This window comes from Rhizobium sp. WSM1328 (assembly GCF_057653715.1).
Window position 1 is genome coordinate 168,727 of sequence record NZ_CM172788.1, and the last position, 15,310, is coordinate 184,036.

Genomic DNA, 15,310 nt, shown 5'->3' on the forward strand with positions numbered 1-15,310 from the left:
GAAATATCGGCAGGCTGGCGAGATGTGGGGCGATGCGCCGCTTGCGGAGTGATGCCGTCCTTTTACGACCTCAAGCCCGGCCGGTAAAGCAGGCCGCGACCGGTTTCTGACAGCACCGGTTGTTTTCGCGTGATGTCAGGGAAGCGGCGGCCGAAAGCAACGGCCCGGCGCCATTCCGCTCCGGGCCTCCGTTTTGTCAGAAGGGAAGGCGAACCGCCACCTCATCCTCATTGCGGGCATGCCTCGCCCCGCGAGCCGGTGTCCGCGCTGCCGCTGGTGCAACCCGGCGTCTGCTGCAGGTTGGGATTGACCCCGCCGGGATTGATCGTGCTGCGGCCGCTGTTGAGATTGACGCCGCCATTGCCAGTCGTGCTGCCGGTGGTGCCGGAATCGGTTCCGACAGACCCAGTCCCCACCGACCCGGTGCCCGTTGCACCGCCGCCGACAGAACCAGTGCCCGCCGACCCCGCGCCGGCCGAACCGGCGCCCGAACTCCCCGATCCGCCTATAATCGGTGCCACCGAAAGCCGCCCATTGGCATCCGCACCCCCGGCCGTCTGCGCCAGCGCCGGGCCGGCCAGACCGATCGAAAGCAGCGATATTGCGATGAACTTGCAGGGCATGATTTTCTCCATGCTTGTTGTCTCACGGGAGAAAACCAGCTTGGTGGGGGCATTGTTCCTGTCGTAGTTGCGGATTTCACGGTCGTTTGATTGGGACAGATAACGGCTTGGGCGACTACTGGACCTGTATCTCCGTGATGGGCAGAGAAAGCGGCTGTCGAGGCTCGAAATTTTGTTTGAAGCCAAATCGGCCGCAGCGTCCGAATTGTTTGGATCGTGCCTGCTAAGCAGATCGGCGCTCGTCCTCGCGCGTATCTGAATCACCCACACGCGTCGCTGTCAGCTTGTATCCGAGAGCTGCAGCTACGCCGATGAGCGTCGAGAGTTTTGGGTCGCCTTTTTCACTGAGCGATTTGTACAGAGCCTCGCGAGTAACGCCGGCATCCCGGGCGACTTGTGACATGCCACGAGCTTTCGCAACAACGCCCAATGCGTGCGCGATATAACCTGCATCACCGCTTTCAAACGCGTCTTCAATGAGATGGGCCTGAGATTCTTCGGTGTCCAGAAACTCGGTTGCGTCAAAAGGGATGATTTCAAGCGCCATCTCATATCTCCTTGGACATTTCGATTGCTCGCTTGATGTCCCGCTCCTGGCTGCCCTTGTCGCCCCCGCACAGGAGAATAACGACAACGCTGCCCTGCATTGCAAAATACAAACGATACCCAGGACCGTAGTCGAGCCTCAATTCCCCGATGCCATCGAAGAATTTGTGGTCGCCCAAATTGCCAGCCTCCGCACGAACGATGCGCGTGACAATTCGGTCTCTTGCATTCCGATCCTTCAGCTTGCGCAGCCATTTCTGGAATTCGGCTGTCTGGAGAACCGTGTATTTCCGTGAACTATAATTAACACCCTCCCGCGAGTAGTCAACTTTTTGTTGACCGGAGTGCTGAGACGGCCCTCCTGTCATTCGTCATCCATCAAATGAAACTCCCGCGCCGCCTGAGGGCAGAGGAGCTTGAACTGCTCGATCAGCGGCGGCATGCCTGAGGCGCACGACACATCTGCGTCCTCTGGTAATGGGAAAGTGACACGCAGCGGTTCTCCACGAGGAGGAACGAAGGACAGGGTGCCTTCGATGCAATTGGCGGTGGAGCGATAGGTGTCTTTCCCATTCGCTTTTGTATACGTTGCCACGCACTGCTTTACAGTAAGTTTGCCGCCATGTGCTGTTGTCTCACCTCCTGGGTCTCGCTCGCAGTATTCCCGGAAATCGGCTTGAGTGACCTTTCCTTTCATAATTGCGGTGCTTGAATCGGTGCCGGTCCTGCTGACAAGCGTTCCGTTCCATCCAGCACATGAGGCGAGAGGGAAGTCTGCTGCCTGCGCAGCGGACAAGCTAAATGTGAAAAGCGCGATACTTAAAAGCGATGTCCTCATAGAACCTCCTAATCGCAAACCTGCTCTCGTTCGATCGATATCGGTCGCGCATATGTAGATGAAGGGCAGCCCAGCCGCTATGAGTGAAGAGGCTCTAATTACTGAAATTTTCGCTGCCGAGTGGCCAAAGGCAGCTAAAGGTAAACGAAGGATTTTAAAAGAGGCTTATAAAGAAATGGTGCCGCTTGCAGGACTCGAACCTGCGACCCCATCATTACGAATGATGTGCTCTACCACCTGAGCTAAAGCGGCATTTCACGGCCCAAGCATGCGGCCTGCGATTTGCATGGCGCTGATACAGCCATTGTTGGAAGATTTCAAGCACCCTGTCATGGCTTTGGCAAAAAAGAGGGGAGGGACCAAGAAGGCGCGCTCAGAGCGCCAGCCGGGTGCGCGCCGCCCTGTATTCGGCCTCCAACCGGTCGACGAGTTTTGCCACCGGCTCGACGGCCTTGACGGCGCTAATGCCCTGGCCGCTGCCCCATATGTCCTTCCAGGCCTTGGCGCCGCCGACAGCCTGCTCGAAATCCATCTTCGAGACATCGGCAAGCGGCAGGTTGTCGGGGTCCATGCCGGCGGCGAGGATCGAGGGCTTGAGATAGTTGCCGTGCACGCCGGTGAAATAGTTGGAATAGACGATATCGCTGGCGGCCCCTTCGACGATCGCCTGCTTGTAGGCGGCTGCGGCGCGGGCTTCCTCGGTGGCGATGAAGGGCGAGCCGATATAGGCCATGTCGGCGCCCATCGCTTCTGCGGCGAGAATAGCGCCGCCGGTGGCGATGGCGCCTGCCAGCAGCAGCGGCCCGTCGAACCATTCACGGATTTCCTGGACGAGCGCAAAGGGCGACAACGTCCCGGCATGGCCGCCGGCGCCGGCCGCCACCGCGATCAGCCCGTCCGCACCCTTGCGGATCGCCGAATGGGCGTGGCGGTTATTGATAATGTCGTGCAGCACGATGCCGCCATAGGAGTGCACGGCGGCGTTGACTTCGGGCACGGCGCCGAGCGAGGAGATGACGATCGGCACCTTGTATTTGACGCAGAGCGAGAGGTCGTGCTCCAGCCGCTTGTTCGACATGTGGACGATCTGGTTGACGGCAAAGGGGGCGGCCGGCCGCTCCGGATGGGCGGCGTCGTGGCGGGCGAGCTCCTCGGTAATCTCCGCCAGCCATTCGTCGAGCTGGCTTTCCGGCCGGACGTTCAGCGCCGGAAACGCTCCGACGATGCCGGCCTTGCATTGCGCCAGCGTCAGCGCTGGATGCGAAATGATGAACAGCGGCGAACCGATGACCGGCAGTCTCAATCTGTCCTTGAGGATCGGGGGCAGGGCCATGGTTCGTCGCTTCCATTGACGTTTACGAAAACGTCAATCTCATAACAGAGATGAAAAGGCGATAAAAGAGCGGCTGCCATGCCTTCGTCGATTTCAGCCCGAATATATACGTCCGAGAAAGCTAATAGAATAAGGCCCACAAGCGGTGAAACCTGCCGATATCCCCGCCGATCGATGGCGGCCGGGCCTGCAAGGCTTGCGGTTTGCCGCACTTGCCGTTACCGAATTTTGATGGAGAACGGCGGGGATTGCAGTCCGATGCCGAATTCAAGGTGAAGGACTGAATGTGAGCGGATTAGAAACGGCCATCAGAACGGCGCTCGAGAATTCCGATCGCGATAATCCAGAGGTTCGAGCGAGGATCTATCAGTCGGCCCGCCAGGCGCTGGAAGCCGGGCTGCGCAAGCAGGATATCACCGACACCGAGGTCGTCGCCCATCACCGCCACCGCCTGGAAAGCACCATCCACGCCATCGAAGGCGAGGAGCGCGACCGCCTTCATCCCCGCCAGAGACCGCCTGAAGTGCCCGTGCCGCCGGTCGTGGAAATGCCGGCGCCGCCGGTTCACCAGGCCGAAGCCGATGAGTTCGACGGCCCGATGGTGTCAGGCGAGACCCGCGCGCCTGAGGTTATGCACCGCGGCGACGAGTCCAGCCTCGACGACGTGCATGCCGGCAATACAGATCATCTGGCTGCCGCCCCCGTCGGCGAGGAGCGCCTTGCCCGTGGTCAGCGCGCCACCAATATGGATTTCCGCCCGGAGCGGGCGGCAGGCCGGCGCAAGCCACGCAAATTCTTTTCGAGGCTGCTCGTCTGGTGCGTCCTGCTGGCCTTCATCGGCATCGGCGCCTGGTGGGCGCATACGTCAGGCCTATTGATGACGGCGGCCGAGCGCGACACCAGCGTCGCCAATCCGCCGGCAAGCACGCAACCGGAGGATTTTACCGGCAATGACGACAGCGCCGGCAATGCCGCTTCTCACACCGATGAGCCGGTGACCATCGATCCGCAGAACAGTTTCTCGGCCGATTGGATCCCGCTGTTCAAGCCTGAGGACGCCGACAAGATCCAGAGCGGCCCGCGGGCGCGCACCGAAAAAATCGCCGAGAATGACGGTCCTGCCGTACGGCTGATTTCCGAAAGCGGTGCGGCCGATGGCAATGTCTCGATCAGCGTGCCGCCATCGGTGCTGCAGCAGCTGGCCGGAAAATCCTCGACGATCGCGCTGACGCTGCAGTCCACCACCGACGAGCCGACGCAGATCACCGTCGAATGCAATTTCCAGACGCTCGGCAATTGCGCCCGTCACCGCTTTACCGTCACCCGGGAAAAGTCGGATGCGCTGCTGCAGGTGAAGTTCGACCGCTCGCTGGCGCCGAATTCGCCGGGCACGCTGACGATCAACAGCGATCTCGACGGCAAGGCGCGCGGCATCAACCTCTTCGCCATACGCATCCTGCCGGGGCAGTAAGGCCGGTCCCGGCGGAGCCGGTGACGATTGCGGGCCAGCCTGTTCGGAAAGCCCTATTTCAGGAAGCCTAGCCCTGAGCCGATGATCTCCTCGTCGACCGTGCCGAGCGCCTTTTTGTCCTTGCCGTCATAATCCATCTTGTTCAGCATGTGGCGGATGAGTTCGAGGCGCGCCCGCCGCTTGTCATTGGCGCGGATCACCGTCCAGGGCGCGAAATCCGTATGGGTTTCCTTCAGCATCCGGTCGCGCTTTTCGCTGTAGTCGCCCCATTTGGTCAGCGCCGCGATATCCATCGACGACAGTTTCCAGACTTTCAGCGGATCGTGCCTACGGTCGTGGAAACGTTTGAGCTGCATCTCGCGGCCGATATCGAGATAGAATTTGAAGAAGAAGATGCCCTCATGGGCGATGATCTTTTCGAGCTGCGGCGTCTGCTTGAGGAAATCCTCATATTGCTGCGGCGTGCAGAAACCCATGACCGGCTCGACGCCGGCGCGGTTGTACCAGGAGCGATCGAACAGCACGAATTCGCCAGCGGTCGGAAACTGCGCCACATAACGCTGAAAATACCATTGCCCCTGTTCGCGCTCGGTCGGCTTTGTCAGCGCCACGACGCGCGCAAGGCGTGGGTTCATATGCGCCGAGGAGGCCGAGATCGCGCCGCCCTTGCCGGCCGCATCGCGGCCCTCGAACAGCGCCATCACCCGCTTGCCGGTCGCCTGCAGCCAGAACTGCACCTTGACTAGTTCGATCTGCAGCTTCTCCAGCTCCTCCAGATAGTCCTCTTCCTTGAGCTTCTTCTTGTAAGGGAAGTCGCCGGATTCCAGCGCGTGCTCGTCCACCCAGTTCGGCAGGGCGGGGTCGTCGACATCGAAGGTGCGTTTCTTTCCGCGGATCTCCAGCTCCACGGCCCTGTTTTCGATGTCCTCGTCCATATCAGCCTCCTCAGCCCGATCGCTTCTCGTCCTCCAAGCGAACATATTTACCGTTGAAAATCAAATCTCTCGCGGCCGGCCGGCCATTTTTCATGGGTTTCGGCTGCTGCCTTTCGCTTGGGACGCGGCAACCCGAAAACTTCTGTCATGAATTGCCGCTATCAGGCAGAGTTCAATATAACGAAAAACGAATCGACGCCGCGAGGGCACTTGCCAGACGAAACTCCATGGAGAAAAAGCCTGTTGGCGCGCATAAGGCGCGAACGGCCGGTGCTGCTTGCGGCGATCCTCAGCGCGCTCGCGGCGCTTGCCGCCGGCATGAACAAGTGGGTTGTGCTCGCCCTGCTGCTTGTGATGATCCTCACCGCGCTGTTCAATGAGGCGCCCGTCATCGAGGCAGAACCCGCCCTGCCGGTGGAAATCAAGCCGGAGGCGCCGCCAAGCCGCCTGCCGGAAGTTTCCGCCACACTTTCGGGCCTCGATATCCCCGTCATGCTGCTGTCGGAAGACGCCTCGGTGCTCTTCCAGAACCGCGCTGCCGAAAAGGCCTTCGGCGAGGTGGCGCTCGGCGCCCATATATCGGCCCGTATGCGTTCGCCCGGCGTGCTCGACATGGTGCGCGAAACCATCGCCACCAACGCGCCGAACCAGATCGAGCATTCCGAGCGGCTGCCCTCCGAGCGCGTTTATATCGTGCGCAGCGCCCCCATTGAATTCGCCGCTGAGGACGGTCCACGTGAGCGCTATTTCATCCTCTCCTTCCGCGATATATCGGAGGTCCGCCGCATCGACCGCATGCGCTCGGATTTCGTCGCCAATGCCAGCCATGAGCTGCGCACGCCGCTTGCCTCGCTGCGCGGCTTCATCGAGACCATCCAGGGGCCGGCGAAGAACGATCTGAAGGCGCAGACGCGTTTCCTCAATATCATGCTCGATCAGGCGACGCGCATGAGCAGGCTGGTCGACGACCTGCTGTCGCTCTCCCGTCTGGAGCTGAAATCGCACATCGCGCCTGATGAGAAGATCGATCTGGTGCCGCTGCTCGGCCATGTCCGGGATTCACTGGTGCCGCTGGCAAAGGATGTCGGCGTCGACATCAACCTGCATTTGCCGGAAGGCAAGGTCGAGGTGCTGGGCGACCGCGACGAACTTGTCCAGGTCTTCGAGAACCTGATGGAAAATGCCTGTAAATACGGCCAGGAGGGCGAGATCGTCGATGTCTGGCTGAAGAACGGCACCGGCCAGCCGGTCGAGGTCAGCATCGTCGACAAGGGGCCGGGCATTCCGGCCGAGCATGTACCGCGCCTGACCGAACGCTTCTACCGAGTCAGCATCGAGGACAGCCGCTCGAAAAAGGGCACCGGCCTCGGCCTTGCCATCGTCAAGCACATCCTCACCCGCCACCGCGCGCGGCTGATCGTCAAGTCGGAAGTCGGCAAGGGCACTGATTTTACCGTCCGTTTCTGACGTATGTGTCGCGTGAGGAACGGAGAGGCTGCCGCAAATCTCTTCTCCCCTCGGGGAGAAGGTGCCGGCAGGCGGATGAGGGGGCCGCACGGCAAAACCTCACGTAAAACCTATTCCGCGATGCCTGCGCAAGGGCCTTGACGATGGTCGAGACGACGCCTGCACCGTTGCCCGGGTCATAGGAAAGACCGGCTTCGCTGGCCCCCTCATCCGCCCTACGGGCACCTTCTCCCCGAGGGGAGAAGAGGGAGTCGAGACGCTGCGGCATGTCCCTTAGCCCCGCGAGCGGGCAGAAGGTGGCGGCCGCAAGCGGGAAGTGACCGCAACCGCTCGCCTATCTGCAGCCATTTTTACAACGCGAGGTGGATTGACCGGCAAACATTGCCGGCCGCCCGGCACGATCGTTTGGCCTATTTAAAATAAATCATTATAAATCAATAACGTAACCTGTCACAAATGTTTCACGGCTTTGACATAAAAGGACGGTGCTTACAGCGCTAAGAGAGTCTCGCCGATGAAAAAAGGCAATGCGAGGGCCTCTCTAAGGCCGCACTCACACAAGCCCAAATGCCGGGAGATTTACATGAACACCTTTAAGCTCACCGTTGCCGCGCTCGCCGCAACTGCTGCTTTCGCTGGCGCTGCCGTCGCCCGCGACCAGATTCAGGTTGCTGGTTCGTCCACCGTCCTGCCTTACGCAAAGATCGTTGCCGAGTCCTTCGGCGAAACCTTCACCAACTTCAAGACGCCGGTCGTTGAATCCGGCGGCACGGGCGCTGGTCTGAAGGAATTCTGCAAGGGCGTTGGCGAAGACACCATCGACATTGCCAACGCTTCGCGTCCGATCAACAAGAACGAAGCCGAAGCCTGCAAGGCTGCCGGCGTAACCGACATCCAGGAAGTCAAGATCGGCTACGACGGCATCGTCTTCGCAACCGACGCTTCCAACCCTGACGTCGCCTACGTTCCTGCCGACATCTACAAGGCCCTCGCAGCCCAGGTCGTCGTCGACGGCAAGCTCGTCGCCAACCCTTACAAGAAGTGGTCGGAAGTCAACCCGAAGCTTCCGGCTGTTGATATCGCTGCCTACATCCCGGGCGAAAAGCACGGCACCCGCGAAGTTTTCGAACAGAACGTTCTCGCCGCCGGCTGCAAGGCTTCGGGCGCAACTGACGTCATCGCCAAGGAAATCGCCGACAAGGCTGCCCAGGGCAAGGCCTGCGTCGCAGTCCGCAAGGACGGCGTTGCCGTTGACATCGACGGCGACTATCCGGAAACCCTCGCACGCATCGCCGCCAATAAGACCGGCGTCGGCGTATTCGGCCTTTCCTTCTATGAAAACAATGCCGACAAGCTCAAAGTTGCGAGCATGAGCGGTATCGTTCCGTCCACCGAAACGATCGCCAACGGCACCTACCCGGTTTCCCGCCCGCTGTTCTTCTACGTCAAGAAGGCACATCTCGGCGCTGTTCCGGGCCTGAAGGAATACGTCAACTTCTTCGTATCCGACCAGATGATCGGCCCCGACAGCCCGCTCGTCGAATACGGCCTCGTTGCCGCTCCGGACGCAGAGCGCGACGCAATCCGCAAGGACGTCGAAGCAGGCAAGTCCATGTAATCATTTTGCCGGCGCGGTCCTTCTTGGCCCGCGCCGGCGTTGCTTATGTCCCTGCGCGCCAGCGGTTCTGGAGCTGCAGGGTTGGAATTCCTTCTCCATGATTGGAAGCTGAAGGCAGGCTGATGAAGCTGCCGGGCTTTTTGGGGGCTATGGGCCTGGGGACGTAACGAATGAGCACATCCATCATACTTTTGTGCCTTGTGGTGATCGGTGCCGCCGCCTATCTGGTCGCGCGCATTCGTGCCACGGCGCTTGCCGGAGGCCGATCCTCCGCATTGCATTCACGGCCGGTCTATTACGGCGCCTATGCGGCGATCTGGGCAGTTCTTCCCGCCCTGCTCGTCCTCTGCCTCTGGCTCTCCATCAGCCCCGGCATCATCCAGTCCTCGGTTCGCGGTGCTTTCCCCGACGACATCAAAGCGCAAGCCGCAGTCGAGCAGGATCTCGGCTATTCGACGGTGGCGACGGTTGCCCGCGGCATGACGATGCTGACCTCGGATGAAACTGCCGCGGTCGCCAACGATCCGGCTGCCCTGCAGGCCAAGCTCCTCGAAAAGGGCGTGCCGCTTGCCAGCCAGCCGCTGCCTTACATGCTCGACGCCGCCAAAAAGCTCAACGCGATGAGCATGACGAGCCGCATCGCCATGACGGCGATCGTCTTCGCTCTCGCCGTTGCCGGCGCCTTCTATGCGCTGCGTTCCATCGCTCCGCGCTTCCGCGCCCGCAACCGGGTCGAGCGCGTCATGCTCTGGGGCCTGCTGCTTGCCTCCTCGATCGCCATCCTGACGACGATCGGCATCGTCTTCTCCATGCTGTCGGAAGCCGCCCGCTTCTTTGCGGCCGTTCCCGCCATGGACTTCTTCTTCGGCACCGTCTGGGATCCACGCTTTGCCGGCGCCGGCAGCTCGTCCTTCGGCCAGTTCGGCTTGATCCCGCTGCTGCTCGGCACGATCTATATCGGTCTGGTCGCCATGCTGGTCGCCGTGCCGGTCGGCCTCTTTGCCGCCATCTACATGGCCGAATACGCCTCGCCGAAGCTGCGCGGCGTCGCCAAACCGCTCCTCGAAGTGCTCGCCGGCATTCCGACGATCGTCTACGGCTTCTTCGCGCTCGTCACCGTCGGCCCGTTCCTGCGCGATTTCTCTGCCCAGATCAGCGGCCTTCTGTCCGGCAACTACAGCAACTTCATCCAGGCGCAGAGCGTTCTGACGGCCGGCATCGTCATGGGCATCATGCTGATCCCTTACGTCTCCTCGCTGTCGGACGACATCATCACCGCCGTGCCGCGGACCTTGCGTGACGGTTCGCTCGGTCTTGGTGCCACACGCTCCGAAACCATCAAGAAAGTGGTTTTGCCGGCCGCTCTTCCCGGCATTGTCGGCGCCTTGCTGATGACCGCCTCGCGCGCCATCGGCGAAACCATGATCGTCGTGCTGGCCGCCGGTGTCGCCGCCCGCATCCAGATCAACCCCTTCGAGCCGATGACGACGGTGACCGTCAAGATCGTCAACCAGCTGACCGGCGACCTTGAGTTCACCTCGCCGCAGACGCTGGTTGCCTTCGCCCTTGGCATCACCCTGTTCTGCATCACGCTTTGCCTCAATATCTATGCGCTCTACATCGTGCGCAAATACCGGGAGCAGTACGAATGACGGATATTGTTTCTCCCACATCAGGCGTCACCGTTTCCAAGGCGCCGGTGCGCCGCGATATCGGCATCAAGCGCCGCTATGCCGCCGAGCGCCGGTTCCAGGCCTATGGCATCGCCGCCATCACCTTCGGTCTCGTCTTCCTGTTCATCCTGCTGTGGACGGTGATCGGCAAGGGCTATACCGCCTTCCAGCAGACGGCGATCACCCTGCCGATCGAATTCTCCGAGAAGACGATCGACCCGAACAACAAGCGTGCGACCGACCCTTCGGTGTTGATCGCCGCCAATTATCCGGTTCTCCTGCGCGACGCGATCGTCAAGCAGCTGAACGTCAATGCCGCGAGCCGTCCCGATGTGCGCGATGCATCCGCCATGCTCTCCAAGGGTGCGCCGGTCCAGCTGCGCGACATGGTCGTCGCCGATCCGTCCATCATCGGCAAGACGGTCAATGTCACGGTGCTTGCCGACGCCAATGTCGACAGCGCCAACAAGGGCCAGATCGATCTGTCGGTCGATGAGAAGAACCGCAAGGTCAACGACAAGCAGGTCGGCTGGATGAACGAGTTGAAGGCGAGCGGCGCTCTCCACAAGCAGTTCAATACCGGCCTCTTCGTCAACGGCAATTCCAGCCGTCCGGAGGCCGCGGGCCTGGGCGTCGCCCTGATCGGCTCGCTCTACCTGATGCTGATCGTCCTCGTGCTTGCTCTGCCGATCGGCGTCGCCGCCTCGATCTATCTCGAGGAGTTCGCACCGAAGAACAAGCTGACGGACCTGATCGAGGTCAACATCAACAACCTCGCTGCGGTCCCCTCGATCGTCTACGGTCTGCTCGGTCTTTCCGTCTTCATCAACTTCATCGGCCTGCCGCGCTCGGCCTCGCTGGTCGGCGGCCTGGTGCTGACGCTGATGACCCTGCCGACGATCATCATCGCGACGCGCGCCGCCCTTCGCGCCGTGCCGCCGTCGATCCGCGCCGCGGCCCTCGGCCTCGGCGCTTCGAAGATGCAGATGGTGTTCCACCATGTTCTGCCGCTCGCCATGCCCGGCATCCTCACCGGCACGATCATCGGCCTGGCGCATGCGCTCGGCGAAACCGCGCCGCTGCTTCTGATCGGCATGGTCGCCTTCGTCGCCAACGCGCCGACGACACCGCTCGATCCCTCGACGGCTCTGCCCGTACAGGTCTATATGTGGGCCAACGAGGCCGAACGTGCCTTCGTTGAGCGTACTTCGGGTGCCATCATCGTCCTGCTCCTGTTCCTGATCGTCATGAACATGGGCGCCATCCTCTTGCGTCGTCGCTTCGAGCGCCGCTGGTAAACGGAGTTACAAGATCATGAACATGTTGACGGAAGCTGCAGTTGAAAAGGCGCTGGATCACAAGATGAGCAACGTCCCGTATAAGATGATCGGAAAGGATGTCTCGGTTTACTACGGCGAAAAGCGCGCGCTATTCGATGTGAACCTGAACATCCGCGAAAACACCGTAACCGCCCTGATCGGCCCGTCCGGCTGCGGCAAGTCGACCTTCCTGCGTAGCCTCAACCGCATGAACGACACGATCGACGGCTGCCGCGTCACCGGCAAGATCACGCTGGATACCGACGATATCTATGATCCCGATATCGACGTCGTCGAACTTCGTGCCCGCGTCGGCATGGTCTTCCAGAAGCCGAACCCGTTCCCGAAGACGATCTATGAAAACGTCTCCTATGGCCCGCGCATCCATGGCCTTGCCAAGTCGAAGGCCGATCTCGACCAGATCGTCGAGACCAGCCTGCAGCGCGCCGGTCTCTGGAACGAGGTCAAGGACCGCGTGCACGAATCCGGCACCGGCCTGTCGGGCGGTCAGCAGCAGCGCCTCTGCATTGCCCGTGCCGTCGCCGTCAGCCCGGAAGTCATCCTGATGGACGAGCCCTGCTCGGCGCTCGACCCGATCGCCACCGCCAAGGTCGAGGAGCTGATCCACGAGCTGCGCGAGAACTACACGATCGTCATCGTCACCCATTCCATGCAGCAGGCCGCGCGTGTTTCGCAGCGCACCGCCATGTTCCACCTCGGCAATCTCGTCGAGGAGAACGACACCGACAAGATGTTCACCAATCCCGACGATCCGCGCACCCAGGACTATATCATGGGTCGCTTCGGCTGATTTTGGCGTCACCAAGCCTTTCCGTTATTCGAGGATAAAGCCCCATGGCATCGACACATATTTATTCTGCCTATGATGATGATCTGAAGTTCCTGTCCAGGCGGATTTCCGAAATGGGCGGCCTGGCCGAGCAGATGGTCGCCGAAGCCGTACGGGCGCTCGTCAACGGCGATACCGCGCTGGCGCAGAAGGTCATCTCCGACGATGTGATCCTCGATCACGCCGAACGCGAAATCGGCGACAAGGCGATCGTCACCATCGCCCGCCGCCAGCCGATGGCCGCGGACCTGCGCGAAATCATGGGTTCGATCCGCATCGCCGCCGATCTCGAACGCGTCGGCGACCTCGGCAAGAACACTGCCAAGCGCGTCATCGCCGTCCAAAGCACCGGCGTTCCCCGCAAGCTCGCCCGCGGCCTCGAGCATCTGTCCGAGCTGGCGCTCGTCCAGCTCAAGGAAGTGCTCGACGTCTACACCAATCGTTCCGCCGACAAGGCGAATGCGATCCGCGAACGCGACAACGAGATCGACGCGATGTACACCTCGCTGTTCCGCGAGCTCCTGACCTACATGATGGAAGATCCGCGCAACATCACCAGCTGCACGCATCTTCTCTTCTGCGCCAAGAACATCGAGCGCATCGGCGACCACGCCACCAACATCGCCGAGACGATCTATTACATGACGACAGGCGCGCAGCCGGAAGGCGATCGGCCGAAGGACGACAGCGCCAACACCGTCGGCGCGGTCACCGAATAACTGCCCACACCCCGCCGCTTGCGTGCGCGCCCGTCCGGGCGCGCAAAGAGGTCGCAGCCAATTTTTAAATTTGCGCAGGATGCATTGCTTAAATCACCCTGGTTTAAGGATTATGCGCGAGGAGACCGACACGCATGATCCCGAGAGTTGCAGTTGTTGAAGACGAGGAAGCCCTCAGCGTGCTTCTTCGCTACAATCTCGAAGCGGAAGGCTTCGAGGTCGATACCATCCTTCGTGGCGACGAAGCCGAAATGCGGCTTCAGGAGCGCACGCCCGATCTTCTCATCCTTGATTGGATGCTGCCCGGCGTCTCCGGCATCGAGCTCTGCCGGCGCCTGCGCATGCGGCCGGAGACCGAGCGTCTGCCGATCATCATGCTGACGGCGCGCGGCGAAGAGAGCGAGCGTGTCCGCGGATTGTCGACGGGCGCCGACGATTATGTCGTCAAGCCCTTTTCGACCCCCGAACTCGTTGCCCGCGTCAAGGCGATGCTGCGTCGCGCCCGTCCCGAGGTGCTGTCGACGGTGCTGAAATGCGGTGACATCGAGCTCGACCGTGAGACCCATCGCGTCCATCGCAAGACCCGCGAAGTCCGCCTCGGCCCCACCGAATTCCGCCTGCTGGAATTCCTGATGTCGTCGCCGGGCCGGGTCTTCTCCCGCTCACAGCTGTTGGATGGTGTCTGGGGCCACGATATCTATGTCGACGAGCGCACCGTCGACGTCCATGTCGGCCGCCTGCGCAAGGCGCTGAATTTCTCCAACATGCAGGACGTCATCCGCACCGTCCGCGGCGCCGGTTATTCGATGGAAGCCTGAGGGCTTTCATCTGAGCCTGCTGAGCCCTGGCAAAACCCGCGACGTCATCCTCGGCCTTGTGCCGAGGATCTGCGCACGCCAAATGAAGTATTTGAAAATAAAGTTTTTTCCCTCAAGTAGTTGAGGTGATCAGATGCTCGGCACAAGGCCGAGCATGACGGAGGGAAACCTGAGCTTCCATCCGCGCATAAAAAAACGGGCCACTCGGCCCGTTTTCTGCATTCTAACGATGGTCAGCCCGTTCAGCTGGCCCGCGCCGCTGCCCGGCGGCGTTCATTCACCGGCTGGTAGGCAAGCTTCTGGTGATAACCGCAATAGGGCGAATTGTCGGGGGACTCGCAGCCGCAGAAATGGAAGTCATCCTTCAGCGGATCGCCGACCGGCCACTTGCAGGTGCGTTCGGTCAGTTCCGTCAGGCCGAGGCGGCGGGAAATCGGCACCACCACATTGCCTCTCGGCACGTATTCCATTTCCTCGATCGTTTCGATCTCGATCTCTTCCTTCAGCATCGTCGCGCCCTGCTGGCGGGTGACGGTGCGGGTGGTGATGCGAGAGGCGAAGTTCGGCGCGCGCGGCGCCGATGTATTGCGCTTCGGCGTTCGCGCCGCGGTGTTGGTGCCGCCGGCCTTGGCACGGCCGGGAAGGCACAGCCGGTGCACTTTACCGATGACCGCGTTTCGGCTGACACCGCCAAGTTGTGCCGCGATCTGGCTCGCGCTCAGTCCTTCGGCCCAAAGCTTCTTGAGTTTCTCGACCCGCTCGTCTGTCCAGTTCATGCCCTGTCTCCACCTTTTGCGTTGGTGATGGCAGAATCCCTCACCGTTGTCCCGGGAGCTCCGAAACAAGAAACGCTTGATCAATTTTGGTGACTAGTTCCGCCGCATGCAGTCTAGTAATTGATCTTTAACCTAGTGTGAGCCTGACTCCGTGACAAGAGTCGCATGAATCCGGATGAATCGAATTCGTAGTTTTCCCCAACTTGCTGTCCCTGCGTGGCATTTCTGCAATAATGCCTGTTGAAGACTGAAAATGCCGCTGTACACCTGTGCTGCATACGCTAAGGGCGCCGTTTTGTTGACATTGCAGCGCGAAAAGGAAAT

General features: G+C 60.9%; 15 protein-coding genes and 1 tRNA gene. 8 read left to right on the top strand and 8 right to left on the bottom strand.

Translation table 11 applies throughout. The features are described from left to right. Positions 1–227: 227 nt before the first annotated feature. From AC2444_RS00855 to AC2444_RS00880, 6 genes are all read right to left on the bottom strand, one after another. The gene (locus AC2444_RS00855) at positions 228–623 is read right to left on the bottom strand and encodes a hypothetical protein (RefSeq protein ID WP_012755901.1); all 396 of its coding nucleotides are present in this window, start codon (positions 621–623) and stop codon (positions 228–230) included. A gap of 223 nt (positions 624–846) precedes the next feature. Beyond that, complete coding sequence (locus AC2444_RS00860; protein ID WP_012755902.1) at positions 847–1,170, bottom strand: addiction module antidote protein; 324 nt, start codon at positions 1,168–1,170, stop codon at positions 847–849. Position 1,171: 1 nt separating this feature from the next. Continuing rightward, positions 1,172–1,537: a type II toxin-antitoxin system RelE/ParE family toxin gene (locus AC2444_RS00865; RefSeq protein ID WP_012755903.1), complete on the bottom strand. Its 366-nt coding sequence runs from the start codon at positions 1,535–1,537 to the stop codon at positions 1,172–1,174. Beyond that, complete coding sequence (locus AC2444_RS00870) at positions 1,534–2,007, bottom strand: hypothetical protein (protein ID WP_012755904.1); 474 nt, start codon at positions 2,005–2,007, stop codon at positions 1,534–1,536. Before AC2444_RS00870 ends, AC2444_RS00865 begins: the two co-directional genes overlap by 4 nt. A 176-nt stretch (positions 2,008–2,183) precedes the next feature. Beyond that, positions 2,184–2,259, bottom strand: a tRNA-Thr gene (locus tag AC2444_RS00875). A 121-nt stretch (positions 2,260–2,380) separates the two neighbouring features. Further along, positions 2,381–3,340, bottom strand: coding sequence for an NAD(P)H-dependent flavin oxidoreductase (locus AC2444_RS00880; RefSeq protein WP_012755905.1), 960 nt, complete (start codon positions 3,338–3,340; stop codon positions 2,381–2,383). Positions 3,341–3,626: 286 nt separating this feature from the next. On the opposite strand from AC2444_RS00880, the gene AC2444_RS00885 reads away from it, so the two are divergent. Further along, the gene (locus tag AC2444_RS00885) at positions 3,627–4,811 is read left to right on the top strand and encodes a hypothetical protein (protein WP_012755906.1); all 1,185 of its coding nucleotides are present in this window, start codon (positions 3,627–3,629) and stop codon (positions 4,809–4,811) included. 53 nt (positions 4,812–4,864) lie between these two features. Here the strand turns inward: AC2444_RS00885 and ppk2 are convergent, their stop codons facing one another. Beyond that, positions 4,865–5,746, bottom strand: coding sequence for a polyphosphate kinase 2 (gene ppk2 / locus AC2444_RS00890; protein ID WP_012755907.1), 882 nt, complete (start codon positions 5,744–5,746; stop codon positions 4,865–4,867). 243 nt (positions 5,747–5,989) lie between these two features. Between ppk2 and phoR the strand changes: the two genes are divergently transcribed. The 7 genes from phoR (at position 5,990) to phoB (ending at position 14,210) form a co-directional block, all read left to right on the top strand. Then, the gene (gene phoR / locus AC2444_RS00895) at positions 5,990–7,213 is read left to right on the top strand and encodes a phosphate regulon sensor histidine kinase PhoR (protein ID WP_012755908.1); all 1,224 of its coding nucleotides are present in this window, start codon (positions 5,990–5,992) and stop codon (positions 7,211–7,213) included. Positions 7,214–7,796: 583 nt separating this feature from the next. Beyond that, complete coding sequence (locus AC2444_RS00900; protein ID WP_003556194.1) at positions 7,797–8,831, top strand: substrate-binding domain-containing protein; 1,035 nt, start codon at positions 7,797–7,799, stop codon at positions 8,829–8,831. A 170-nt stretch (positions 8,832–9,001) separates the two neighbouring features. Further along, a complete protein-coding gene (gene pstC / locus AC2444_RS00905) occupies positions 9,002–10,483 on the top strand; it encodes a phosphate ABC transporter permease subunit PstC (RefSeq protein ID WP_012755909.1) in 1,482 nt (493 codons plus the stop codon). Beyond that, on the top strand, positions 10,480–11,802 hold the full coding sequence (gene pstA / locus AC2444_RS00910) for a phosphate ABC transporter permease PstA (RefSeq protein ID WP_003556196.1): 1,323 nt from the start codon (positions 10,480–10,482) through the stop codon (positions 11,800–11,802). Before pstC ends, pstA begins: the two co-directional genes overlap by 4 nt. A gap of 16 nt (positions 11,803–11,818) precedes the next feature. Then, on the top strand, positions 11,819–12,634 hold the full coding sequence (gene pstB, locus AC2444_RS00915; protein ID WP_003556197.1) for a phosphate ABC transporter ATP-binding protein PstB: 816 nt from the start codon (positions 11,819–11,821) through the stop codon (positions 12,632–12,634). A 44-nt stretch (positions 12,635–12,678) separates the two neighbouring features. After that, entirely contained in the window at positions 12,679–13,392 is a 714-nt protein-coding gene (gene phoU / locus AC2444_RS00920) for a phosphate signaling complex protein PhoU (protein WP_012755910.1), read from the top strand. Between the two features lie 134 nt (positions 13,393–13,526). Continuing rightward, positions 13,527–14,210, top strand: coding sequence for a phosphate regulon transcriptional regulator PhoB (gene phoB, locus AC2444_RS00925; RefSeq protein ID WP_003545181.1), 684 nt, complete (start codon positions 13,527–13,529; stop codon positions 14,208–14,210). Between the two features lie 242 nt (positions 14,211–14,452). Here phoB and AC2444_RS00930 read toward each other — a convergent pair whose 3' ends face one another. Next, entirely contained in the window at positions 14,453–14,986 is a 534-nt protein-coding gene (locus AC2444_RS00930; RefSeq protein WP_012755911.1) for a GcrA family cell cycle regulator, read from the bottom strand. Positions 14,987–15,310: the final 324 nt, after the last annotated feature.